The 23,203-nt window shown below is 65.4% G+C and carries 20 protein-coding genes and 3 pseudogenes; 2 read left to right on the forward strand and 21 right to left on the reverse strand.

Features of this window, described 5'->3' with window-relative positions; all coding sequences use genetic code 11:
* Positions 1-104: 104 nt before the first annotated feature.
* From ACFE87_RS05295 to ACFE87_RS05355, 13 genes are all read right to left on the reverse strand, one after another.
* Positions 105-1,247, reverse strand: a complete 1,143-nt coding sequence (locus ACFE87_RS05295) for an aminotransferase class I/II-fold pyridoxal phosphate-dependent enzyme (RefSeq protein ID WP_375458573.1) — start codon at positions 1,245-1,247, stop codon at positions 105-107.
* Positions 1,248-1,375: 128 nt separating this feature from the next.
* Entirely contained in the window at positions 1,376-2,302 is a 927-nt protein-coding gene (gene panE / locus ACFE87_RS05300; protein ID WP_375458574.1) for a 2-dehydropantoate 2-reductase, read from the reverse strand.
* 97 nt (positions 2,303-2,399) lie between these two features.
* Complete coding sequence (locus ACFE87_RS05305; RefSeq protein WP_375458575.1) at positions 2,400-3,923, reverse strand: amidohydrolase family protein; 1,524 nt, start codon at positions 3,921-3,923, stop codon at positions 2,400-2,402.
* Between the two features lie 23 nt (positions 3,924-3,946).
* On the reverse strand, positions 3,947-5,656 hold the full coding sequence (gene hutU / locus ACFE87_RS05310) for a urocanate hydratase (RefSeq protein WP_375458576.1): 1,710 nt from the start codon (positions 5,654-5,656) through the stop codon (positions 3,947-3,949).
* A 48-nt stretch (positions 5,657-5,704) separates the two neighbouring features.
* A complete protein-coding gene (locus ACFE87_RS05315) occupies positions 5,705-6,967 on the reverse strand; it encodes a Zn-dependent hydrolase (RefSeq protein ID WP_375458594.1) in 1,263 nt (420 codons plus the stop codon).
* A gap of 26 nt (positions 6,968-6,993) precedes the next feature.
* Positions 6,994-8,334, reverse strand: coding sequence for a dihydroorotase family protein (locus ACFE87_RS05320; protein ID WP_375458577.1), 1,341 nt, complete (start codon positions 8,332-8,334; stop codon positions 6,994-6,996).
* 105 nt (positions 8,335-8,439) lie between these two features.
* Positions 8,440-9,213, reverse strand: a complete 774-nt coding sequence (locus ACFE87_RS05325) for an ABC transporter ATP-binding protein (protein WP_375458578.1) — start codon at positions 9,211-9,213, stop codon at positions 8,440-8,442.
* Complete coding sequence (locus ACFE87_RS05330) at positions 9,213-9,953, reverse strand: ABC transporter permease (RefSeq protein ID WP_375458579.1); 741 nt, start codon at positions 9,951-9,953, stop codon at positions 9,213-9,215. Before ACFE87_RS05330 ends, ACFE87_RS05325 begins: the two co-directional genes overlap by 1 nt.
* Complete coding sequence (locus ACFE87_RS05335) at positions 9,954-10,664, reverse strand: ABC transporter permease (RefSeq protein ID WP_375458580.1); 711 nt, start codon at positions 10,662-10,664, stop codon at positions 9,954-9,956.
* A gap of 32 nt (positions 10,665-10,696) precedes the next feature.
* Positions 10,697-11,554: a transporter substrate-binding domain-containing protein gene (locus tag ACFE87_RS05340; RefSeq protein ID WP_375458581.1), complete on the reverse strand. Its 858-nt coding sequence runs from the start codon at positions 11,552-11,554 to the stop codon at positions 10,697-10,699.
* Between the two features lie 53 nt (positions 11,555-11,607).
* Positions 11,608-12,384, reverse strand: coding sequence for an enoyl-CoA hydratase-related protein (locus ACFE87_RS05345; RefSeq protein WP_375458582.1), 777 nt, complete (start codon positions 12,382-12,384; stop codon positions 11,608-11,610).
* On the reverse strand, positions 12,381-13,262 hold the full coding sequence (locus ACFE87_RS05350; RefSeq protein WP_375458583.1) for a 3-hydroxyacyl-CoA dehydrogenase family protein: 882 nt from the start codon (positions 13,260-13,262) through the stop codon (positions 12,381-12,383). The genes ACFE87_RS05345 and ACFE87_RS05350 overlap by 4 nt, the downstream gene beginning before the upstream one ends.
* A gap of 37 nt (positions 13,263-13,299) precedes the next feature.
* Complete coding sequence (locus ACFE87_RS05355; protein WP_375458595.1) at positions 13,300-14,481, reverse strand: CaiB/BaiF CoA transferase family protein; 1,182 nt, start codon at positions 14,479-14,481, stop codon at positions 13,300-13,302.
* 352 nt (positions 14,482-14,833) lie between these two features.
* On the opposite strand from ACFE87_RS05355, the gene ACFE87_RS05360 reads away from it, so the two are divergent.
* Complete coding sequence (locus ACFE87_RS05360; protein ID WP_375458584.1) at positions 14,834-15,592, forward strand: class II aldolase/adducin family protein; 759 nt, start codon at positions 14,834-14,836, stop codon at positions 15,590-15,592.
* A 717-nt stretch (positions 15,593-16,309) separates the two neighbouring features.
* Positions 16,310-17,128 (forward strand): annotated as a pseudogene (locus ACFE87_RS05365) (tyrosine-type recombinase/integrase); the annotation flags it as partial.
* A 111-nt stretch (positions 17,129-17,239) separates the two neighbouring features.
* Here the strand turns inward: ACFE87_RS05365 and ACFE87_RS05370 are convergent.
* The 8 genes and pseudogenes from ACFE87_RS05370 to ACFE87_RS05405 form a co-directional block, all read right to left on the reverse strand.
* Positions 17,240-17,389: pseudogene (locus ACFE87_RS05370) on the reverse strand (hypothetical protein); the annotation flags it as partial.
* A 97-nt stretch (positions 17,390-17,486) separates the two neighbouring features.
* Complete coding sequence (locus ACFE87_RS05375; RefSeq protein ID WP_375458585.1) at positions 17,487-17,792, reverse strand: response regulator transcription factor; 306 nt, start codon at positions 17,790-17,792, stop codon at positions 17,487-17,489.
* A 299-nt stretch (positions 17,793-18,091) separates the two neighbouring features.
* Positions 18,092-18,418, reverse strand: coding sequence for a hypothetical protein (locus tag ACFE87_RS05380; protein ID WP_375458586.1), 327 nt, complete (start codon positions 18,416-18,418; stop codon positions 18,092-18,094).
* 6 nt (positions 18,419-18,424) lie between these two features.
* A complete protein-coding gene (locus ACFE87_RS05385) occupies positions 18,425-18,739 on the reverse strand; it encodes a hypothetical protein (RefSeq protein WP_375458587.1) in 315 nt (104 codons plus the stop codon).
* Positions 18,736-20,892 (reverse strand): xanthine dehydrogenase family protein molybdopterin-binding subunit, encoded by a 2,157-nt coding sequence (locus ACFE87_RS05390; RefSeq protein ID WP_375458588.1) that lies wholly within the window; start codon positions 20,890-20,892, stop codon positions 18,736-18,738. Before ACFE87_RS05390 ends, ACFE87_RS05385 begins: the two co-directional genes overlap by 4 nt.
* Before the next feature lie 4 nt (positions 20,893-20,896).
* Complete coding sequence (locus ACFE87_RS05395; RefSeq protein WP_375458589.1) at positions 20,897-21,862, reverse strand: FAD binding domain-containing protein; 966 nt, start codon at positions 21,860-21,862, stop codon at positions 20,897-20,899.
* Entirely contained in the window at positions 21,859-22,497 is a 639-nt protein-coding gene (locus ACFE87_RS05400) for a 2Fe-2S iron-sulfur cluster-binding protein (RefSeq protein WP_375458590.1), read from the reverse strand. The genes ACFE87_RS05395 and ACFE87_RS05400 overlap by 4 nt, the downstream gene beginning before the upstream one ends.
* An 84-nt stretch (positions 22,498-22,581) precedes the next feature.
* Positions 22,582-22,907, reverse strand: a pseudogene (locus tag ACFE87_RS05405) (Atu4866 domain-containing protein).
* Between the last annotated feature and the right edge of the window lie 296 nt (positions 22,908-23,203).

The raw sequence follows: 23,203 nt of genomic DNA on the forward strand, positions 1-23,203 counted from the left end.
TGAACGGACGAGGATAGACTCGAACAGGTTCGTCGCTGGCGACTGTCTGACTGAGGTGATCCGAACCACAACCTCGACCAGATGCATGCGGAAGCGTCGCCCATTTACCGAGCTTGCAATCCTCTGCGAAGCCTGCCTAGCGCGCGTTCGATCCGATCTGGCGCTTGGGCGAAACACAGGCGCAAATGACCCTCGCCCGCTAAACCGAACGCGCTTCCCGGGGCCACCGCGACACCGTGATCCCGCACAAGAGATAAGGACAAAGCCAAGCTGTCTTGCAAGCCATCGACACCGAAAAAGGCGTAGAACGCTCCGTCCGGAGCTCTGAACCGTACGCCGCTTAGCCCTTTGAGCGCGTCGACCGTGCGTTGCCGTCCGGCCGCGCAGTAAGACCGGAACCGCTCGACGAACGGCTCGTCTCGCAGGGCAGCGATGGCGCCGGCTTGCAGGAAGGGAGCGACGCCGCCGTGCGTGACCTCGACGATCTCTGAGACAGCGTCCCGCGCACCCGCGGGGACCACCATCCAACCGAGTCGCCATCCCGTCATCGCATAGGTCTTGCTGAAGCTGTTGCACACGACCACCCTATCGGCGGGATCGGTGATGTCCAGGAGCGAGGGTGCCGACTCGGCTCCGTCGTAGACGAGCCGGTTGTAAACTTCATCCGCGATCAGCCACACACCGTGGCGGCGGCATAACGCCAGGATGGTCGTGAGTTCCGCAAGCGTGGCCGTCCAGCCTGTTGGGTTGTTCGGCGAGTTCAGCACCAAGGCGCGAGCGCCGACGAGCTTGTCCGCTAGACGCCCTAAGTCCAAGCTGAATCGGCCCTCCGGGTCTGCGTCCAGGGAAAGAGCGTCTACATCGGCCTGCCGGAGCACGACCGCGTTCCCGATGTTTGGCCAGGCGGGAGTGTGGATAACCACACGGTCGCCGGCGCGCACCAGGGCTGCCAAAGCCACATTGACCGCGGTCATCCCGGACGCCGTGACCTGTATTCGCTCTTCCGCCACCTCACAGGCATGAAGCCGTGTCAGCATGGCCGCAAGGGCGTCCCTGAGCGTCGAGAGACCTCGGACGTCCGAGTAGCGAGCGTCGCCACTGGTCAGCGCCGCTGCCGCCGCCGCCGCCGCCGCCGCCGAGCCGAGCTGGTCGCTCTCGCCGAAACACAAGAGGTCGGTGTCCGGGCGTTCCCTCGCAGCGCGAGCCACGGCAACGATGCGTTGCGGCGTCAGGATTGCGATGTCCATGGTCATCCTCGTTGGCCGGAGGGAGTGCCCCGATTCCGGGAATTTTGGGTCGGTCGTCTGCCAGCGAACGACCGTCCCCGCGGCCGCAGCTACGTTCGCGATCGCGCGCTCTTCCGGATCGAGGCCATTCAGGTTGTTGCCAAGCGATGGCTCTGGTGGATAGAGAGGTGAGTATGGGCGGCTGACAGGAGCGGCGTTGGCATGCCCAATGCCGAGGCGCGACCGAGGAGATCTCCGAGAATCTGCTCGACCTCTACGGGCGATCCATCCCGAAGGTCGCGATACATGGAAGAGGTGAGGCCTGATCCCGGCTCGGTCAGTTGCGACCGCACGGAGGTGAGAAAGCCGTCGCTTGGAGGAATTCCGACCTGGGCGATGATCGCGACAATTTCGTCCAAAAGCGCGTGAAGGAACGCTTGGCCACCCGGCGCCGCCTCGATTTCGCCGACAGCACCACGCATCAGGCAAGTGGCTGCGCCGAGCGCGGCAAGACGCGTCCACTTCTCCCACATCTCCTCCTGGATCGAGCTGGACATCCTTGCGTCGAACGACGCGCCTCTCATCGTCTCATCCAGAAGCCGGAGGCGATCCGACGTCTCGCCGTCGAGCTCGCCGTAGGACAGGCTGTGGAATGGCGACAGGTGAAGGATGCGGCCCTCGTCGTCGATCGTCGTGGCGACGTTGCAGACACCGCCTAGCACCCGGTCTGGACCGAAGCGCGCAGCGAGCACGTCCATGTGCCGCATCCCGTTCAGGACCGGCAGGATCATGGTGTCGGGGCCAACCGCCGGAGCTACGTCGTCCATTGCCGCCGCGAGGGAATAGGCTTTGACGGTGAGGAGAACCCCATCATAGGGGACTCCCAGGTCTGTCGCGGTCACGGTTTTCGGCTTGATCGCAAGGTCGCCCTGTGCGCTGACAATCCGAAGACGATCCGCCGCTAACTGTGCCGCGCGCGCTGGCCTGACCAGAAAGGTGACGTCTCGGCCCGCCGCCGCCAAGCGTGCGCCAAAATACCCGCCCGTCGAGCCGGCGCCGACTACCAACAGCCGCATCTAAGAACCCTTCCTCGATCGTTCGCTCCACGCCGCGACCGTTATCGCGACGACGCCGGGTTGCCCGGCAAGAGCGGCGTAGCTCAGGCGCAACGGATCATGCCGGCGACGACCGCAAGGAGAGCGAACCGCCTGAGAGGCCCGTCCAGCATGCGCAGCGCGCTGTCAGCCGGGAGAGGCGAGGGTCGGACGAGCACCGGTCAAAGGCCGCAGCGAGGTAAGGCTGCAGGGCAGTCCCAGCAGCGGAGCCCGCTAGGATCTTCCCGTGCATTACCGCAATGCGCCCCGCGATCTCCCGCCTTACCTCGTCCTCGTCGATCGAGGTCAGGCGCCGGTCGGCCATGACCCGGTAGCCATTGACGTAGACGTCCGATAAGGCGCGGCTTGGATTGCAAAAGACGAGATGGTTGGCCGCGTCGTTTAGAGGCGTGAACGCATCGTCGGAGAGATCGAACACCAGGAAGTCGGCAACCGACCCCACCTTCAAAGCGCCGAGTTCCGCCTTGCCCATGCAAGCGGCGCCTCCCTGAATGCCGAGCTGCAGGCCATCGGCCGCACCCAACCAGTCGCGATGGTCGGGCGTGATCAGTGACTGCAGCATGGTCGCGAGCTTCACACACTCGAACATGGAGCAACCGTCGTTGCCGCTGTGATTGTCCGTGCCAATCCCCACGTCGATGCCGCGGGCCATCATGCGCGCTACTGGCGCGACGCCGCTGCCGAGCTTCAGATTGCAGCCTGGGTTATGGACAACGCGCGCTTCTGCGGCGGCCACGAGGTCGAGGTCGCGCTCCGTCGTCCAGATGCCATGCATGAGAATGAGATGGCGATCGAGGATACCGATCTCCCGCAGGTGCTCGACCATGGTGCGGCCGTAAAGCATCTCCGCGCTGAGAGCCTGGACGCGCGTCTCCAGCACGTGGGTCAGCACCGTCCGACCGTGATCCCGCGCCAGGGTCCAGGCCCTCTGCTGGAAGTCGTCCGTGCATCGCTGCGGACCGGATACGGAGACCACCGCGCGAACGCGCCCGGACCAAGCCTCAATAAGGCCTCGCCAGAGAGAAAGCATGTCGGTCGGGTCCATCCCCGACCCGGGCTTGGCTTTGAGTTCCTGCGGCAGGATTTCGTCTAGAAACGGAACGGAGTCTTGGAAAGGCTTGTCCGAGAAGGCGATGCCAACATCGGCCCGCAAGCCGATGTCCCTATAGGCGCGAAAGACGGCATCGGCTCTCGCCTCGTCGAGCCCCCGGCCGAGATGGACGTCGTCGATTACCGATGTCGCGCCCCCCCGGAGAAGCTCGATGCCGCCCATTAGGGTGCGCAGGTATACCTCGTCCGCTGTCCAGCCGCGGTCGACAGTGGGAGGATTGTAGAGACCCATCCAAATCTCGAGAGGCATGGGCCCGAACCGACCGCGATCCAGGCGGTCGTGCGAATGGTAGTGGGCGTTGATGAAGCCGGGCGTGACGAGCTTGCCTCGGCCGTCGACCACGTGATCGACGGCGGACGCGTCCCGATCGATAGCCGAGCCGATGGCCACGATCCTGTCGCCATCGATCACGATGCTCTGGACTCGCGCGATCGCATCTGCCCGGTCGAGCACCAGCGCTTGGTCGATCATCCACCGCGTCGTCGATAACGCTATCACGGCGTCTGTCCGGCAAGGCTCGGCCCGAAGGTTGCCTCCTCCGACCACCATAGCGGCACCGCGATGGCGTCGGTTGTAAGACGGCCTTGCCCGTCCGCGACCTGGCGCGCCGCAGGGTAGCCGGCCTGGGCGTGTCGAACGATGCCGATACCGGCATCCGTCGTCAGGCAGGCATCCAGCCGGAGATCTGACTCTTCGGACCCGTCTGCGATCATGGTCACGCCGGTATGGGCGGAGATGCCCATCGTGCCGTTAGCCTGGATCGCGACCAGGTCCGCCATGGCAGACGCGTTCAGCAGGGCGTTGATGTATGGCCAGTCGGAGATCGCGTCCGATCCATCGCGCATATCTTCCGTTTCGAAGGCCGGGTTGGCGATGGAGCCGCAATCCAGGTTGTCTCGAGAGAATGCGACGGGCCCGGACACCTCGCCGGCGCGGACGAGCTCGTTCGCGGCAAGCCCGAATATCCGGCGCTGGCCGAAGCCGAGGAAGCATACGCGCGCCGGCAGGCCCTCGATCGGGAGGCGGTCACGGGCGAGCGGGATCCAGCGTTTGACCACGGGATCTTCAGGAAAGAGGTCTAGCGCGAGCTCATCCAGGCGGGCTTGGTCGCGTGGATCGCCCGATACGCAAGTCCAGCGAAATGGTCCGCGGCCTTCCAGAAACATGGGGCGGACGTAGCGCGAGATGCAGCCCGGGAACCGAAACGCCTCCGCTCGGGAAAGGCCCGCGTCCACGCACTCCTTCCGAATAAAGGTGCCGTACTCGAAGACGACCGAGCCGCGGTGCATAAAGGTGTTAAGGGCTCGTAGGATCCGGATCATCGTAGCGCGCGAGCGCTCAAGGAAGGACGCCCGGTCGGTCTCGCGCAAGTCGACGGCGCGATCGGCCTCGACCCCGACCGGGACGAGGGCGTAGGGGTCGTGGCAAGGGCACATCTCAGTCACGATGTCGGGCTTCCAGCCGAGCTCGAGCGCCTGCTCAAGCACCTCGGCCATGTTCCCGTGCAGGACGATCCCGAGCGCCTTCCCCGCAACCTTGGCCTCCTCGGCCATTCGGATTGCTTCAGCGAGATCTGCCGCCTCGACGTCGGCATACTTGGCGGCGAGCCGATTTGCGATCGTCTCGCGGCGGACCTCGACGCAAACGGTCACGCCCCCATGCATCGACATCGCGAACGGCTGTGAGCGTCCCATGCCACCTAGGCCCGCCGTAAGGAAGGTCCGCCCTTTCAATGAACCGCTGAAATGCTCCTCGGCGATGAGCGCCAGCGTCTCGAACGTGCCCTCGACCACGCCCTGGCTGCCGATGTATTGCCAAGGCCCTGCCGTGTACGAAGAGAACGTCGTCAGGTTTTTGTCGACCAGTTCGTAGAACATCGGCCAATCTGCTTTGATGACATTCGTGTTTCCCATCACCACACGAGGCGCGAGACGATGCGTCTTGAAGACCGCAACAGGCATGCCCGCCTGAATCGCGAGCGTTTCGTCATTGCCAAGCGTCTTCAGGGTGTCGACGATGGCGTAGTAGCTCTCCCAGTTCCGAGCCGCCTTGCCGATCCCTCCGTACACCACCAGCCTCTCAGCCAGCTCGGCGTTCTCGAGGTTGTTCTCAAGCATGCGGAGGATCGATTCCTGTCGCCAGCCCTTGCAGCGGAGCGTGGCTCCGCGCTGAGCCGTGACTTTCTGCAGCACCGGCACGGTCATGATCTGATGTCCATGTACAAGGTCGTCATTGATAGAGGACGTGTCCGCTCAGCTATCAAGGCTGACTACGGCGTCGAGCAGTACCTGAGCGCCCCGCGCGAGTTGGTCAGGCTCAGTCCATTCTTCTGGACAATGACTACGCCCGAGGCGGCACGGGACGAAGATCATACCGGCCGGCCCGCATCGGGCCATGTTGGCCGCGTCGTGGCCCGCTCCGCTCGGCATGTCTCGCGTAGACCAGCCTCGCCCTGAGGCGGCCTCCGCGATCGCGGAGCGCACCCTCGTGTCGAGCAGGACGGCCTTGCTCGCGCTGAGATCGTCTATGACGCAGGCGAGGTCGCGCTCGCGGGTGACGGCTTCGACCGTCCGCGTCGCCTCGCGGAGAAACGCCTCGATGGAGTCGTCGGAGAGCGACCTGACCTCGAGGACGAGAGACACGCGTCCCGGCACCACGTTGGCGGCGTTCGGCTCTATCTCCAGCCGACCGACCGTGGCCACGAGCGGGCCGGTCCAGCGCGCCCGGTCCCGAGCGAGCTCATCGAGACGCGATATGATCGCGCTCGCGGCGACCAGCGCGTCCCTACGAAGCTCCATGGGCGTCGCCCCGGCATGATCCGCCTGGCCGGTGATCACGATCAGATGCCGGCGGATCCCTGCGATGCCGGTGACGACCCCGATATCATGCCCAGCCGACTCGAGCACGCGTCCCTGCTCGATGTGGAGCTCGACGAAAGCGGCCACATCTCCATTCACGCGAAGCGGCTGACCGAGCCGGTCGGGATCGCCCCCCATCCATCGAATGCCGTCCGATAGCGACGAGCCATCGGCGCTGCGTCGCGCGAGCTGGTCCGGCGTCAGCTGTCCCGTCATGGCGCGGCTTCCGACGCAGGACAGGCCGTACTGGTTTGGCTCCTCCGCTAGGAAGTCGATGACCTCGAACGTGTGGCGAAGCCTAACGCCGGACCCCCGCAATGCCGCAACAACCTCCAGACCGGCGACGAGGCCGGCGGCTCCGTCGAAGCGGCCTCCCGCCGCCACCGTGTCCGAGTGGGAGCCGGTCGAAAGGGGCGGGAGATCCGCGCACTTCCCGGCGACCGAGCCGATCAGGTTTCCGCCGGCGTCGATCGACGTCGACATGCCGAGGTCGCGCATTGCCACCGCCAGCCAGGCTCGTGCCTCGCGGTGCTCACCGGAGAAGGCGAGCCTCGTCCACGGTCGTCCGGTCTCGGTCATGCCGGCGAGGCGCTCCACGTTCGCCATGAGTCGGCTCTCGTCGACGGACGGCGAGCCTGACGTGTGGTGTGGCGCCACCTGGGCGCGAGCTGTGGCGGCGGGTCTCAAGGCGTGACGAACCTGCCCGATCCGGGGGCGCTCAGGACGTGCTCGCCGTCCCAGACCTTTGTGCCGCGCAACCAAGTCTCCTGGACTTGCGGCATGCTGATCCCGTCATAAAGGCTCCAGTCGGACACGGTCTGCGACCGCGCCACCAACCAGGGAGACGGCGTCGGATCGATGACCGAGAAGTCCGCGTCAGCGCCGACCGTGAGCGCGCCTTTGCGACCTTGCAGCCTGAAGTGACGCGCCGGGTTTTGCGCCAGGACCCGCGCGGCCGTGGTCAGCTCGACGCCTCGCTCCAGGCAGCCCTTCAGCAGCATGGGGACGAGCGCTTCAAGGCTTGGCCCTCCCGAGGCATTCACCAGCATGTCCGGATGATTTTTCCGGTCGAGGGACCAGGCGACGTGATCGGTCGAGACAAGGTCAACGTTGCCGGCGGCGAGGTGACCCCAGAGCTTCTCCCGATCAGCCGAGCCTCTGATCGGCGGATTTACTTTCGCCAAGCCGCCTTTCCGGCTGACGTCATTCTCCTCGTCGAAGCAGAGATAGTGGATGCAGACTTCGACGCTTGCCTGGAATCCTTGGCGCCGGTAGCTTTCGCAGATCTCGATCCCGCGCCCGAGCGAGCAGTGAACGACGTGAGCCCTGCAGCCGGTGTGCGCGCCCATCTCGTAGATCTCGGCCGTGGCCAAGAGCTCCGAGAGGGGAGTGTGGGTCAGCCCGTGCGCTGTGTAATCGGTCGTGCCGAGGTCCTTGACCTCTGCCGAGCGCGTGCGGACGAGCTCGTCGTCCTCGTTGTGCACTCCCGCGGCGAGACCCGCAGGCGCGATGGCTCGAAAGGCCAGCTCCATGAGGCCTCTCGGAATACGCGGAAAGCGGACCGGATCGGTCCCGAACGTGGAAAACTTGAACGCGCAGACCCCCGCCTGGACCTGCTCTGCGATCTTGGACACGCCATCGGACGGCCGGATGGTGCCGTAGAGCGCCACGTCCACATGAGCTTGGCGTTCGACATCGTCGGCCTTCGCGCGCACGCTCGCGGCGTCGCAAACCAACGCCTCCTCATCGTAGGGCATATCGACGACTGTCGTGACGCCGCCAGCGGCCGCGGCCCGCGTTGCGGCCGCCAATCCCTCTCGTCCCTTCTGACTGCGTGAGTGGACCTGGGCGTCGATCGCGCCTGGGAACACGAGCGCGCCCTCCCTCATCAGGCGCTCGCGCGACGGACCTGGGTCCTGCATGCCGACAGAGACGACGCGCCCGTCCGCGCATGCCAGATAGCCGCCACGGTAGATTTGCCGGGAGGTGACAATATCCCCGCGTACGACCAGTTCGAACATCAAGACCCCCTCGAGCGGCAAAGCTTCATGGCGTTTGCGACGCGGCTCTCCGGCCGCGAGCCTGCGACCGCGCGATGCGGATCGACGGTTATCATCGAGGCCCTCATCTCAGGACCGTCTTTCGATGAATTGTCGGAAGCGAGAGGAGGCCTGCCCTTCGAACAAGGCGGCTGGAGGCCCGTCGTCGCAGATGACGCCCTGGTTGAAGAACACGACCCGGCTGGACACGTCGCGCGCGAAGCCCATCTCGTGTGTCACTACGAGCATGGTCCGTCCTTCCTCGGCGAGAGTCCGCATCACGCGCAGCACTTCCCCGACGAGCTCGGGATCGAGCGATGACGTAGGCTCGTCGAAAAGCATCACCTCGGGACGCATGGCCAGGGCGCGAGCGATGGCCGCGCGCTGCTGCTGTCCGCCGGACAGGTGAGCCGGATAAAGGTGGCGCTTGTCGGATATGCCCACCTTCGCCAGCAGCGCCTCAGCTTCCTCGATGCACTCAGCCTTCGGCCTGCGTTGGACCTTGATCGGAGCTTCCGTGACGTTCTGCAGCACGGTCATGTGGGACCAGAGGTTGAAGCTCTGGAACACCATGCCGAGACGCGTGCGGATGCGGTCGACCTGAGAGCGATCGGCCGGTTCGGGCCTCTCGTCGCGGCGTCGCCGCATTCGGATGAGCTCGCCCGAAACCGCCACCTGCCCGGCGTCCGGAACCTCTAGAAGGTTGATGCAGCGCAAGAACGTGCTCTTGCCGGAGCCACTTCCGCCCAGGATAGAAATGACGTCGCCCTTCTGGGCTGTCAGCGAGATACCCTTCAGGACCTCAAGCGACCCGAAGCTCTTGCGAAGACCGGTCACCTCGAGAGACGGGGCAAGGTCACTCATCACCGCGCAACCTCGAGCTCGGGCCGAAGCCCGAGCGCGCTCTGACCTAGCCCCACGGCCGGCCGCTCGTATGGGGAGAGGCGATGCTCAAGCCATGAGAAAGCCCGCGCGATGATGATGTTCAGGACGAGGTAGATGACGCCGGCGCAGAGCAGGACCTCGATCGCCCGATACGTCAGGACGCTTAGCTTCTGAGCCAGGAACATGACCTCGTTCAGCGTGACGATGCTGGCCAGGGCCGTCGCCTTCGTCATCAGGATCACCTCGGACGCGTAAGGGGGGAGAGTGAGGCGCAGGGAGACCGGAAAGACGACGCTCCTGAAAACCTGCAACTCCGACATTCCGCAGGCGCGAGCCGCCTCGACCTGCCCCCGCGGCACGGCGAGCAGAGCGCCCCTGAAGATCTCGCTGGAATAGGCCGCCGTGTTCAGGGCCAGGGCCAGCACCGAGCACCAGAACGGGTCGCGCAGGAAAGGCCAGAGCAGGCTAGAGCGCACATCCGGAAACTGGCTTAGGCCATAATAGATTAGGAAGAGCTGGATTAGTAGCGGCGTCCCCCGAAAAACGAAGACGAAAGCGTTGTAAAGCCACCGGAACGGGAGCGGGCCCGACTGCCGCATCCAGACCAGGAGGACGGCGAGGAGTCCGCCCGAGACCACAGACAAGGCAAAGAGCTGCAATGTTAGGGGCAGGCCGCCCAGCAAAGTCGAGAAGGTCGTGGTGAGGAAAGGCTGGTCCATCTAGGCCCGCCTCACGCTCAGGTCGGCTCTCGTCTCGAGACGCCGAAAGACCATTGTCGAGAGCGTTGTCAGCACAAGGTAGAGCGCTCCTGCCGACATGTAGAAGAGGAAGGGCTCGTGCGTCGATCCCGCTCCGATCTGGGCGATGCGAAGGAGCTCGATGAGCCCAGTGACCGACACAAGCGCGGATTCCTTGAGGGCGATCTGCCAGACGTTGCCCAGACCTGGAAGAGCGTGCCTCAAGGTGAGCGGGACGATGATCCGCTGAAGGCGAAGCGAGCCGCTCATTCCAACGGCCTTGGCGGCCTCGACCTGACCTCTGGGCACGGCGAGGTAGGCGGCGCGATACACCTCTGCCTGATACGCCCCGGAAATGAGTCCGACGGCGAGCGCGCCCGCCAGGAATGACGGCATTCCGGCGAAGCCGGACATTCCGAGCGCGTTGGCGGCGTATGTGATCAGCGTGCTGCCACCGAAGTAGACTAGATAGATCACGAGCAGGTCGGGAACTCCCCGCAGAACCGCGTTGTACGTTCCGCTGATCATCCGCAGGACGCGGGACCCGGAAAGGCGGGCGGCAGCCATCGACGTCCCGATGGCTGCCCCTATCATCACGGCCGTCAGGGTGACCGCGAGCGTCATCAGGCAGGCGCCGAGCATGGCGCCTCCCCAGCCGTCGGGCCCGAGGCTAAACACGTCGAGGGGGGACACTGGTCGCAGGCCCGACGGCGCTCAACCTCTGCTTACAACGTGGGCCTCACATCGATCGAGAACCACTTGTCGGCGATCCTCTTCAACGACCCGTCCGCCGTTGCGGCCTCGATCGCGGCGTCGAACATGGCCTTCAGCTCAGGATCGCTCTTGCGCAAGCCTACGGCGACCCCAGCTCCCAGGACGCCACCCCGCCATTGCGTGCCGGCAAGCTGGAGATCCTTCGCCCCCGGCTTCTTCATCGTCTTGTCGAAGTAAGGTATCTCGTTGAACACGGCGTCGACGCGACCCGACATCAGGTCCAGGTCCATCTGATCCGACAGATTGTACTCCTGGATTTTAGCGACGTCTCCAAAGTACTTCTTGAGAAAGTCGACCTTATTCGTTGCCACTTGCACGGCGATCGTCTTGCCTCGCAGCATCTCGCGCATCGCGGCGATGCTCTCGTCCGCTTTAGCTTCATCCTTCGTGATGTTCACGACCGATCCGGTACCGGGAAGCTTCGCGAGCGGGCTCGACGCTTGAACCAGCAATCCCTGAGGGCTGTCAGCGTATTCGCGGGAGAACGCGATGACCTCGAGCCGCTTCGCCGTGATTTTCATGCCAGACATGATGGCATCGAACTTGCCGGCATTCAGCGCGGGGATGGTGCCTCCCCAGTCCTGCTGCACCTGCACGCATTCCACCTTCATGCGGGGGCACAGGTCAGCCAGCAGGTCGGTCTCGAACCCCGCGAGCTTGCCGTTTGGTTCGGTCAGATTGTACGGCGGATAAGCGCCTTCTGTCCCGATCGTGATCTTCTTGTAGTCTTTCGCGCTCGCCGTAACGGCAGCTCCCATCGCCAATCCGACTGCAACGATCGCGCACATGACATTTGAAGACGACGTCATTGTGACCTCCATACGTCGCATGATTGCGACAGTATTTGCACAAACTCCCTAAGTCATCGGCCAACGAAACGAGGCTTTTTCTTATTCGTGAAGGCGCGAAGACCTTCGGCCTGATCCAGGCTTGCGGCCAGAATCGCCGAGAGAGCGCGTTCGTATCTGATGCCGGTCGTCAACGTGGCGTCGAAGCTCTCGAGCACTGCCGACCTCGCCAACCGGACGGCGAGCGGAGCCGACGCCGCGATGCGCTCGGCGATGCTCGTCGCCACAGCCTGGGCGGCGCCGGGCTCGGCCAGCGTGCTCACGAGGCCCTGCCGAAAGGCCTCCTCGGCGCTCAGCCGTCGTCCGGCGAGGATCATTTCCATGGCTAAGGACTTCCCGACCGCTCGGACGAGGCGCTGCGTCCCGCCGGATCCCGGCATCGTCCCGATGCTGGCTTCTGGAAGCCCGAAGCTCGCGGACGGGTCGGCCACGATGATGTCGCAGATCAGGGCAAGCTCCAGCCCGCCGCCAAGGGCGTAGCCGGAGACCGCCGCCACGGTTGGGGTCGAGATGGCGGCCACCTCGTCCCACTTCTCGCTGAAGCCGCTCGTGTAGAGCTCGATCGGATTGGCCTCGGCGAGGTCGCCGACGTCAGCGCCGGCCGCGAAAGCTTTCTCCCCGCCGGCCAGGACGATCGCCCGGATCGACTCGTCGGCGTCGAACTCGCGCAGGATCTGAACCATCTGGTCTAGCATCGCGCGATCCAGGGCGTTCAGCTTCGCGGGCCGGTCAAGGACGACGAGGCCGACCATGCCTGTCCGGTCGGAGCGGACATGCTGCTCGTCGCTCACGACCCGCGTCGCCCGTTTACGAGCTGTACGGTGGCGTCGCGCTCGCGCTTCGCGTCGGCAATGGTCTCCGGCGTCCAATCATAAAAGCCGCGACCGCTCTTGGTCCCGAGCGATCCCGCTCTCACGCGGTCGGCGACAAGCGGTGACACTTTCTCGCTTCGGCTGAGCGCGGGCATGATAATGGCCGACACTTTCTCGACCGTATCGAGACCGCCGAGATCCATAAGGCGCAGCGGTCCCGACGATGACCAGCGAGGGGCGAGAGTCGTCTCCACCGCGCGGTCAATGTCGGCGATGGAAACGATCCCGGATTCGACCAAGTGGCAGACTTCGCGGAGCATCGCGTATTGCAGTCGATTGACGACGAATCCGGGAATGTCTCGGGCGACCTCAATCATTTCCTTACCGATTGTCTCGCAGAGCTGGCGAGCACGCGCTACGGCCTCGTCGGTCGTCGAAGGTCCTCTGACGATCTCGATCAGAGGCATCAGGGCGGGAGGATTGAACCAGTGCATGCCGACTAGCCGCCCGGGTTCGCGCAAGGCCGCCGCGATGGACCCGATAGGGACGCTCGACGTATTAGTGGTCAGGAGGGCGTTCGATGGCGCGACCCGCTCAATCGTTCTGAAGATCTCCTGCTTGAGGGTGAGGTCCTCCGCGACGTTCTCCGAGACGACGTCGGCGCCTTCCACGCAGGCGTCGACGGACATGGAGAAATCGACGCCCGCCACGGCGCCCGCAATCGTCTCGACGACGGAGCGGGCCGCGTTCAACGTCGCCTCCGTGCGAGAATAGACTGAGACACGATAGCCGCGGGCCGCGAGTACGCCGGCGATCCCGGCTCCCATAATCCCGCCGCCGACGACGCTCGCCTTCATGGCCTGACCGGCTTCGCCCTTCCGACCCGTCGCCATTTCACACCACTCCCGCAGCGCGCAGCGCGGCGCTTTCGGATGGGCGCAAGCCGAACTCATCACGCAGGATCTCGTCCGTGTGCTGCCCGAGGCTCGGAGCTCCCAAATCTGTCGGCTCGGCCGATCCGCTCAGGCGCGCGATCTGCGGCATGACAGACACCGTGCCGGCTCGGGGGTGGCGCGCGTCCCTCATCAAGGACCGGTGGCGGGCATGGTCGCTCGCCAGAGCTTCAGAGAGGTTCCAGATGGGGCCTGCCGGCACGCCGGCCGCGCTGAGTTCGTCCACAGTCTCATTGACCGAGCGGACAGAGGTCCACGCCTCGATCACCGGACGGAGGTCCTCGCGGTGGTGGTAGCGGGCCGCATCGCTTTCGAAGCGGACGTCCCGGGGGAGCTCCGGACGGCCAATCGCGGTAGTGAGTCGGGCGAAGAGGGCGTCGTTCGCGACCGCGATCACGACGTGGCCGTCGCGAGCGGCGTAAGAATCCATAGGCGCGCTCACGGAGTGAGCGTTCCCGACGCGTCCGGGGTTCGGCGCCCCCGCGACCAGCTGCGAGAGCGCGACGACCTGCAGCGACATCATTGCATCAAGCATCGCGATGTCGACGTGCTGGCCGGTCCCGGTCTTGGCTCTTTGCAGCAAAGCCGCAAGCGCGCCCCAAGCTCCGTAGATGCCCGCAACCACGTCACCGACCGCATCACCGATCCGAGTCGGCGGATCACCTGGCCACCCCGTGACGCTCATGACCCCGCCCATAGCCTGCACGATATGATCGTAGGCGGGTCGATGAGCGAACGGCCCGGTCTGCCCGAACCCGGAGATGCTGACATAGATCAGCCGAGGGTTCAGTTCGGATAAAGTCGTATAGTCGATCCCTAGCCTCGAGGTAACGCCAGGGCGGAAGTTTTCTACGATGATATCAGTAGACTGCACCAAGCGCTTCAGCATTGTCAGGCCATCACTTGATTTCATGTCGAGAGTGAAGCTTTTCTTTCCCCTATTAACGAGCATGAAATAGCTGCTCTCGCCGTCGATGTGTGGCGTGAAATGGCGGGAGTCGTCCCCCCCAACAGGCATCTCAACCTTCGTCACGCTCGCTCCGAGGTCTGCGAGCATTGAGGCGCAAAACGGTCCCGCAAGGACCCGCGACAGGTCGAGGACCTTGATCCCGTCGAGGGGCATCGACGACCCTTTCTGGCTCGGTTCGGCGCCCTGAGGCTGAGCGTGCGATTCGTTATGGGCTGAGCGCATTGACCGACCGGCTCCGCTTATCTATACATGTATATGTGAACGAACCCGCGACGCGTTGTCAATCTGAAAGTTTGGGCTGTTTTTGGCGAGGCGTGGGCAGCGTGATCACTGGTTGAGCAACTGACGAGAGGGTCGCTGCCAGATGCCGCTGGTCGAGATCGGCCTTGGTGGTCGGCCTACTCATTCAGGGGAGGACGTCGTTCGACGACGAATGGCTTCGGCGACGTTCGCCTCGGCCCGAGTGCCCGTTGACTAATCAGCAAACTAGCATGGCACGAAGCCGATGGTCGCCGACGGACGAAAATTAAGTCACGTTCCGTGCATTACGGAGTTGCGCGAAGAACTTGCGGCAGCTTACCGCTTGATTGCTCACTTTGGCATGAGCGATCTCGTATATACCCATCTCTCCGTTCGGGTGCCGGGAGATGGTCACCGCTTCCTTGTTAACCCGTACGGCCTCCTCTTCGAGGAGATCACCGCGAGCAGTCTTGTGGTCGTCGACGCTGAGGGGCAGCCTCTTCAGTCCACGTCGATGCCGGTGAACCCGGCTGGGTTTGTGATACACTCGGCGTTGCACCGCGCTCATCCAAACGCCGCTTGCGTCATGCACACCCATACGCTGGCTGGCATGATTGTGGCCGCTCAGACAGGTGGCCTACTGCCTTTGAATCAGGTAAGCATGGAGTTCCAGGACGAGATCGTCATCCACGAATACGAAGGTATTGCCGCGGACGACAATTTGAGTGAACGAGATCGAATTGTTCGAGACCTGTCAGGTCGTGCCTGTATGATTATGAGAAATCACGGATTGCTCACTATCGGCAGAACCGTAGCTGAGGCATTCTATCGAATGTATTATTTTGAGCAATCCTGTCGTATTCAGATTGGTGCACAATCCAGCGGAGCGCCTTTGTCGATACCTCCCGCTGATGTCGTAGCCCGGACGACGGCGCAATTCTCGTCGGAAGGCACCAAAGGTCAGCTTGTTTGGCAAGCTCTTCGTCGGAAACTCGACCGTGAACAACCAGACTACAGGAAGTAATGATCGGAGTGGTCGCGTTGCGACGATCCCGCGTCGAGTCGCCACTTCTCATACGAGGGTCTGACTTGTGAACAATAGGGAGCCTGGAGCACGACGGCATCAACGTACCTGACGAAATTAGGAGTTCGGCTCTTGATCCGCATGTTGGATGCACAGCTCGAGCTCACGAACTCACGTCGCGCTACGAGCCGATGAGAGCCGTGACCTAGATCAGCCGGGTGCTTCAGAAGGCCTTGTTCGCCGGCCGTGGAGATGAGGTGATTTTCTGGGCGCTGGTACATGCCCACTTCCGTTGGCGGCGAACTCCGCCCGCCTCGCGATCCGCAATCCGCTGAACCCAGCCTCGACGTCACGGCGTGAGAAGCTTGCGGCGCGGCAGCGCGCCCGGGTCGGCATCCGGTCGACCGCCTGGGCGCAATCGGCCGAGTTCCGGCGGCTGGCTGAGCAGATCAAGAATCCGAGCTCTCGCCCAATCGGCCAGTGATAATGAGCACCTCTGATCGGGCGAGATCCAAATCACTGAAGCGCACTTTGCGCTTCGACGATGACGCCACGGGCGTCTCGCTCCGGCTCATTTCCGCTTCTCGCCCATGCGCGAACCCGCTTCGCGGGAGGCGCTAGGCGGGGTGGTGCGTGGTCACGGTCGGTTGGGCGGGTTGAGCGGAGTCGGGTCGGGCTCCGAGCATGGAGGGTCACTCCTCCAGCTCGAGAGATCCGATGTCCGACCAATCGACCCCACGCCCTGTCAGCCCGCTGCGGCGGCGTATGCTCGACGACATGGCCCTGCGCGGCCTGCGCGAGGAGACGCAACGCGACTATCTTCGCTTTGTGAGCGGCTTCGCCACGTTTCTCGGTCGTGCGCCGGACACAGCGTCGGCCGAGGATATCCGCCGCTTCCAGATCCATCAGACCGAGAGCGGCGCGCAACCGCCGACCGTCAACGCCTCGGTCTCGGCGTTGCGCTTTCTCTTCACCGTGACGCTCCACCCTCCCGATCTGTCGCGGCGCCTAATCCTGATGCGCCATCCCCGCAAGCTCCCGAGCGGGCTGAGCATCGAGGAGGTCGGACGGTTGCTCGAGGCCGCACCGGGCCCGAAGCACAAAGCGGCGCTCGGCACCGCCTACGGCGCGGGACTACGCGTGTCGGAGGTGGCCGCGCTGAAGATCGGCGACATCGATTCGACGCGCTTGCTGATCCGCGTCGAGCAGGGCAAGGGGCGCAACGACCGCGACGCCATGCTGTCGCCGCAACTCCTCGAGCTGCTCCGGCTGTGGTGGCGCGAGGGCAGGCGCCGAGGCGTCATGCTGCCTCACGGCTGGCTGTTCCCCGGCCGCAACGCGCTCGAGCCGATCTCGACGCGCCAGCTCAACCGCGCCGTTCACGAGGCCGCAGACGTCGCCGGCATCCGCAAGCGGGTCAGCCCGCACACGCTGCGCCACAGCTTCGCGACGCATCTGCTGGAACAGGACCTCGATATCGGCGTCATTCAGGTGTTGCTCGGACACGCCAAGCTCGACACCACCGCGCTCTCTGCCCTCGGAAACGCCGTCATGAAGATAATCGGAAACGTCCCGGCCGCTCGCGATGAGCTTCTGTTGGAGCTCATCCCTGGTCATTTCGGGCATCTGCACGTCCGCGATCATACAGGCAGGCTCCTCGCCTGGCGGCTTACCGAGGAATTCCAAGCCCGATTCGTAGGTGCGGACCTTGTAACCCAGGGACCTGACGAGGCTCGCCAGCGACAGCCGCACGCCGTCGTCGTCGTCCACGATGGCGATGATGGGAACGAGCGGCATGAACGACAATTTCCGACCACCGTGCCCGTGCGTCGACACGCACAATGCGCTGCTGAGGTTCGGTTATGGGGAGGAGAGGCCCCGAGATGAATCATACTCAGGTTTGCCGGTTGCCCCCGGCCGAGTGCGACAGCCCGAGTGCCTCGGCCTTCCGGACCAGGTCCGCGAGCGAGCGGACGCCCATCTTCCGCATGACGTTGCCGCGGTGGATCTTGACGGTGATCTCGCTGAGCCCGATTAGCCCGGCGATCTGCTTGTTCATGAGGTCCGCCGCGACATGGGCCATCACCTCCCGCTCGCGGGAGGTGATGGATCCGTACTCGGCCCGCAGCGCGTCGAGGGCAGCCGCACACTTCCGACGAGCCTTGTCGCGCTCCACCGCAGCCATGACGGCGTCCAGCATGTCCTGATCGGGGCTCGGCTCCGTAATCGGCGACGGCGCGGTAGACGTAGGTGTTGGCGTCGAAGCTGCCGGGCCCGAACCAGCTCCAGTGCGCCTGCGATCGTGCATAGAACAGCAGGACGTTGGCCTGACGCATCCAGATTCGTGCCAGCACGGGATCCTTGAGGGTGCCGACAGCCGGGAGTGGCTCGTCCGGCCCTGCCCGGCTCTCGGCCTCCGGGGTCACGAGCGCCGGATGCGCGAGCACGCGGTCGCGTCCGGCCAGGATGAACGGGGTGCGGTCGGACACCCGCGCCATCTCAGCGACGGGGGCGCGACAGCTCGGCCACGGAGACGACCGCGACGAGCAAGCCCCGGTCCTCGTCGCCCGGACCTCTCAGCGGAACGTGCGCGGCCAGGATCGGCTGGCCGAGGGCGACGCTCCAGAGCGGCCCGGCGCAGCGCAGGCCCGGGTCCGTCCGGTTCTCGGCGATGCTCCGTTGCACTCCGGGGAGCGTGGCGGCCATCTCGTCGAAGCTCGCGTGACCCGTGCGCTCATGACGTCGCACGGTCCCGTCCGGGCGGACGAAGGCGACGGCATTGACCTGCGGGACCGCCGCGAGCGATCCCGCCAGAAAGGCCGTCATGGCCGCCTAGTCGACGACGTCGAGCGCTTCCCGCCGGACCGCTTCCGCCGCGTAGGCGAGTTGGGCCCGCACGGGCTCGAGATGGCCTGCGAGCCTGTCGACCAGGAGATCGAGGACGAGCTCGCTGCGCTCGCCTAGGAGTCGGTTGGTGTTGTCCCACGCTCCGAAGAAGCCGAGCAGCACGACCGGCACCACCGTCGCGAGGACGAGGCCCGCCAGGATCAGGGGCAACAGCCAGGCGATGGGCGTGCCGCCCTCGTCCGACGCGGCCGGCCGGGACGGAGCGGGGTCGTCGTGGGAGGACGAAGCGTCGCCGTTCACGCCAGCTCGGGCAATCTCTCGAGGAGCTTGTCGGGCGTGATCGGGAAGTCGCGCACGCGGATGCCGGTGGCGTTGAACACGGCGTTCGCGACCGCGGCGCCCGTGCCGCACACCCCGAGCTCGCCGACGCCCTTGAGGCCGAGCGGGTTCGCCTTGTCATCGAAGTCGTCCAGGAGAATCGCCTCGATCGCCGGGATGTCGGCATGCACGGGCAGAACGTACTCGGCGAGGTCGCCGTTGACCACGTGGCCGTAGCGCGGATCGACATGCGCGGCCTCGTACAGGGCAGAACTCACGCCCCAGATCATGCCGCCGATCAGCTGGGAATTCGCCGTTTTCGGATTGATGATCCGGCCCGCCGCGAACACGCCCAGCATGCGACGCAGCCGTATCTCTCCCGTGACCGAGTCGACCGCGACCTCCGCGAAGCTCGCCCCGTAGGTGTGTTGCGAATAGTCCTTGAAGTTGGGCTCGTTCGCCATGCCGACGATCGAGCCCTCGCCTTCGATCCCGTCCGGAAAGCGTCGCGCGACCTCGCCCGCGAGGTCGACTTGTTCGCCAGGGCTGTTTGCCGGCCCGAAGACCTTGGCCTTGAGCGCCTCGCAGGCGCGGTAGAGAGCGTTGCTGGAATTCGAAGCTCCCCACGAGCCGCCCGAGCCGGGGCTGGGAGGAAGGTCCGTGCGGGCCAGTTCCACTGTGACCCGATCTGCCGGCACGCCGAGCGCCTCGGCGGCGACCTGAGCCAGGATCGTGTAGGTTCCGGTGCCGATATCGGTCATGTCGGAGCGGACGATCACCCGTCCGTCTCCCTCCATACGAACTGCGACTCGCGTCGCGCCCTGGAAGTGCATCCGGATGGCCGCCGCCATCCCGATGCCGATCAGGTCAGCGCCTTCGCGACGCGTCCCGGGTCGGGTCGGGCGATCGGCCCATCCGAAGCGCCGAGCGCCCTCCCGCATGCACTCGACCATTCGGCGGCCGTTGAACGGGATGTCCTTCTCGGGATCGCGCTCGGGCTCGTTGCGGATACGGAGCTCGATCGGGTCGATGCCAAGCTCATGGGCTAGCTGATCAACGGCCGACTCGATGGCGAGCAGGCCCGGCAGCTCGCCCGGCCCACGCACCGCCTCGCCGAAGCCGACGTCGAGGTTCGTCACGCGGTGCCGCGTCAGGCGGTTCGGCGCGGCGTAGAGTGAGCGCATCACGGTCGCGGTCTGCTCGACGAAGAGCTCGCGCTCGCTCCCCTGCATATTGACGTCGTGGCCGACGCCGGTGAGCCGCCCGTCGCCGGTCGCGGCGAGGCGCACGCGCTGGATCGTCTCGGGGCGGCGGCCGGCGATCGTGAAAACCTGCCGGCGCGTCTGTGCGACCTTGACCGGCCGGCGCAGCTCACGTGCGGCGAGCGCCGCGAACACGGCCTCCTCATGGATGCGGAGCTTGGACCCGAAGCCGCCGCCGACATAGGCCGCGTCCACATGCACCCGCTCCGGCGCGATCTGGAGCGTGCGGGCCAGCGCGAGACGGGCGCCGCCGATGATCTGCAGCGAGGCGCGAACGTGCAGGTCGCCGTCGATCCACTGCGCGAGACAGGCTTGGGGCTCCATAGGCTGCGCGAATTGGGCCGGGGTCGTGTAGATCTGGTCGAGCGTGACCGGGGCGTCCGACATCGCCCGATCGAGATCGCCGTACACCGAGTCGGTCGCGAGCCCGACATTAGCGGTTCTCGGCGCGTACGCACGCTTGGCGTAGGTCGCGAGATCATAGGCGCCGCGCTCCACCGCGTACGCGACCCGAACGAGCGCGGCTGCGCTCCGGGCCTGCTCGAAGGTCTCGGCGACGACCAGCGCGACCGGCTGGCCGAAGAAGGTGACCCGGTCGCCCTCGAGCACCGGCCAGGCCCGGCCGAACCCTTCCGGCGAACTGCCGTTCCGCATGGCCTGCGCCGGCGCGTTCCGGTGGGTCATGACCAAGAGCACGCCCGGCGCGCTCTCGGCCGCTGTCACGTCGAGACGGGTGACGCGACCTTTCGCGATCGTCGCGCCGAGCATGTAGCCCACCGCCGCGCGCCCGAAATCCGGACGCTCGTAGGAGTACCGCGCACGCCCCGTGACCTTGAGGGGACCGTCGACGCGGTTCAACGCTTGGCCGATCATCGATCTATCCTCTGGTGGCGTCGGCCATCGCGGCCGCGACGAGGCGGCGTGCGAGCGGCAGCTTGAAGGCGTTGTGCGTCGTCGTCCGGGCTCCGGCGACGATGGTGTCGGAGACGGCGGCGGCTCCGCGCGCCGTTTCGCGCTCCGCCGCTTCGACCCGCCACGGCCGATGGGCGAGCCCGCCGAAGGCGAACCGGGCTGCCCTGACGCGGTCACCGTCTCGAACGAGAACGGCTGCGAGCGATACGGTCGCGAACGCGTAGGAGGCGCGATCGCGAACCTTGCGGTAGACGTGCATGCCCCGCACGGGCGAAGGCAGCGTCACGGCCGTGATGAGCTCGCCCGAGAGGAGGTTCGTCTCGCGCGCCGGCTCCTCGCCAGGTAGCCGGTGGAAGTCGGCAATCGGGATCGCTCGCGTCGCGCCGTTTGGCGCGACGGTCTCGACGGTGGCGTCGAGCGCCCGCATCGCCACCGCCATGTCGGACGGGTGGACGGCGATGCAGGCGTCGCTGGCGCCGAGCACGGCGTTGCTTCGGCTCAAGCCCTCGAGCGCCGCGCAGCCGGAGCCGGGCGTGCGCTTGTTGCAGGGCATCGCGGTCTCGTAGAAGTAGGGGCAGCGCGTGCGCTGGAGCAGGTTGCCGGCCGTCGTGGCCTTGTTGCGCAGCTGCCCGGAGGCGCCGGCGAGGAGCGCACGGGAGAGCACCGCGTAGTCGCGGCGCACCCGGGCATCCGCCGCAAGGTCGGCGTTGCGGACGAGCGCGCCGATCCGCAAGCCGCCGTCCGGCATCGGCTCGATGGCATCGAGGCCGATCCGGTTCACGTCGATCAGGTGGGCGGGCGTCTCGATCCCGAGCTTCATCAGGTCGAGCAGGTTGGTGCCGCCGGCGATGAACTTGGCGCCGGACCTGGCGGCGGCCGCGCGGGCCGCCTCGGCAGGGCTGCCCGGGCGCTCGTAGGTGAACCGGTTCATGTCGGCGCTCCGGCGACATCGCGGATGGCCGCGACGATGTTCGGATAGGCGGCGCAGCGGCAGATGTTGCCGCTCATGCGCTCGCGGATCTCGGGGTCGGTCAGTGCGGGCGGCGCGTCGAGGTCGGCAGTGACGTGGCTCGGCGCGCCCCGTCGCGCCTCGTCCAGCATGGCCGCTGCCGACATGATCTGACCCGGCGTACAGTAGCCGCACTGGAATCCATCACGCTCGATGAAGGCCCGCTGTAGCGGGTGCAGGTTGTCGGGCGAGCCGAGCCCCTCGATGGTCGTCACCGCGTCGCCCTCGTGCATGAGCGCGAGCGTGAGGCAGCTGTTCACGCGGCGACCGTTGATCAGCACTGTGCAGGCGCCGCACTGCCCCTGGTCGCAGCCCTTTTTCGTCCCCGTGAGCCCGAGTTGCTCGCGAAGCGCGTCAAGGAGAGTGGTGCGAGGGTCGGCGTCGATGACGGCCGCGCCGCCATTGACGGTGAGGAGCGTCCGCGCAGTCTCGGTATCGCTCGGGATGGCGGATGCCTGGGCGAAGGCAAAGCCGGCCGACGCGCCCGTCACGACGGCGGCGCCGAACCCCGCGCCGGTCGCAAGGACCTTCCGTCTGTCGATTGTGGCGTAAGTCAATGACGACCCTCCTTCGTGAATTCGCAGTCGTGCAGATAGAAAGGGACCTGGCTGTCCGACGTGATGTCGAGGGCTGTTGGCGGCCTACCTGCGGCGCAGAATCATGCCGCCATGGTGCAGGGTGTCGGCGTCGACGAAATCCCGTCCGCCGTGAAGCCAGTGTCGTCCCAGTAGTCGATGTGGCTGCCTTTGATTTCATAGCGCCCGCGATAGGCGCTTTCGCGGTTGCCCCGGGCCTCGTCGTAACGGCCGTTCGGCAGAAGCTCATGGCGGATCCGGCCGTCGTTCGTGATCCACATGCCGGTATAGGGGTGGTGTGCCATGGGTTGCTCGCCGAATGATTGTTTCTGCTGTGTCGATGCGGACAACGGTCCCGCGCTTTGCGCAAGCGAGATGACCGGTGCCGACATTGCTGCCGTCGCGATGAGCGCAATCGACAGAATTACTTGTCATGCCGGCATCCTTGCTGTCCGGAGCGCGATCTTCGCGGTCGTTAGCGGGCGAAAACGCCTGGTCACCATAGAGGCCAAGCTGAAGCGTCTTTGACAAACCGGAGATAGGTGCAGGCCAGCTTGCGACATAGACGCTGTTTCCGGATACGCTGGTAAGCGGAGCTAACCAATGATCGACAGGCTAGAAGGACTGACGGTGTTTCTTGCCGTCGCTGAGACGCGCAGCTTCCGGGCCGCGAGCGAGCGGCTCGGCG

It is taken from the genome of uncultured Enterovirga sp. (genome assembly GCF_964242715.1).
Lineage (GTDB): Bacteria > Pseudomonadota > Alphaproteobacteria > Rhizobiales > Beijerinckiaceae > Enterovirga.

What these genes read in the sequence shown, in the direction of transcription:
- ACFE87_RS05295 (WP_375458573.1), bottom strand. Translation starts at nt 1,247, where the DNA reads ATGGACATCGCAATCCTGACGCCGCAACGCATCGTTGCCGTGGCTCGC.
- panE (WP_375458574.1), bottom strand. Translation starts at nt 2,302, where the DNA reads ATGCGGCTGTTGGTAGTCGGCGCCGGCTCGACGGGCGGGTATTTTGGC.
- ACFE87_RS05305 (WP_375458575.1), bottom strand. Translation starts at nt 3,923, where the DNA reads ATGATCGACCAAGCGCTGGTGCTCGACCGGGCAGATGCGATCGCGCGA.
- hutU (WP_375458576.1), bottom strand. Translation starts at nt 5,656, where the DNA reads ATGACCGTGCCGGTGCTGCAGAAAGTCACGGCTCAGCGCGGAGCCACG.
- ACFE87_RS05325 (WP_375458578.1), bottom strand. Translation starts at nt 9,213, where the DNA reads ATGAGTGACCTTGCCCCGTCTCTCGAGGTGACCGGTCTTCGCAAGAGC.
- ACFE87_RS05330 (WP_375458579.1), bottom strand. Translation starts at nt 9,953, where the DNA reads ATGGACCAGCCTTTCCTCACCACGACCTTCTCGACTTTGCTGGGCGGC.
- ACFE87_RS05340 (WP_375458581.1), bottom strand. Translation starts at nt 11,554, where the DNA reads ATGACGTCGTCTTCAAATGTCATGTGCGCGATCGTTGCAGTCGGATTG.
- ACFE87_RS05350 (WP_375458583.1), bottom strand. Translation starts at nt 13,262, where the DNA reads ATGAAGGCGAGCGTCGTCGGCGGCGGGATTATGGGAGCCGGGATCGCC.
- ACFE87_RS05355 (WP_375458595.1), bottom strand. Translation starts at nt 14,481, where the DNA reads ATGCCCCTCGACGGGATCAAGGTCCTCGACCTGTCGCGGGTCCTTGCG.
- ACFE87_RS05360 (WP_375458584.1), top strand. Translation starts at nt 14,834, where the DNA reads ATGGTCGCCGACGGACGAAAATTAAGTCACGTTCCGTGCATTACGGAG.
- ACFE87_RS05375 (WP_375458585.1), bottom strand. Translation starts at nt 17,792, where the DNA reads ATGCTGGACGCCGTCATGGCTGCGGTGGAGCGCGACAAGGCTCGTCGG.
- ACFE87_RS05380 (WP_375458586.1), bottom strand. Translation starts at nt 18,418, where the DNA reads ATGACGGCCTTTCTGGCGGGATCGCTCGCGGCGGTCCCGCAGGTCAAT.
- ACFE87_RS05390 (WP_375458588.1), bottom strand. Translation starts at nt 20,892, where the DNA reads ATGATCGGCCAAGCGTTGAACCGCGTCGACGGTCCCCTCAAGGTCACG.
- ACFE87_RS05395 (WP_375458589.1), bottom strand. Translation starts at nt 21,862, where the DNA reads ATGAACCGGTTCACCTACGAGCGCCCGGGCAGCCCTGCCGAGGCGGCC.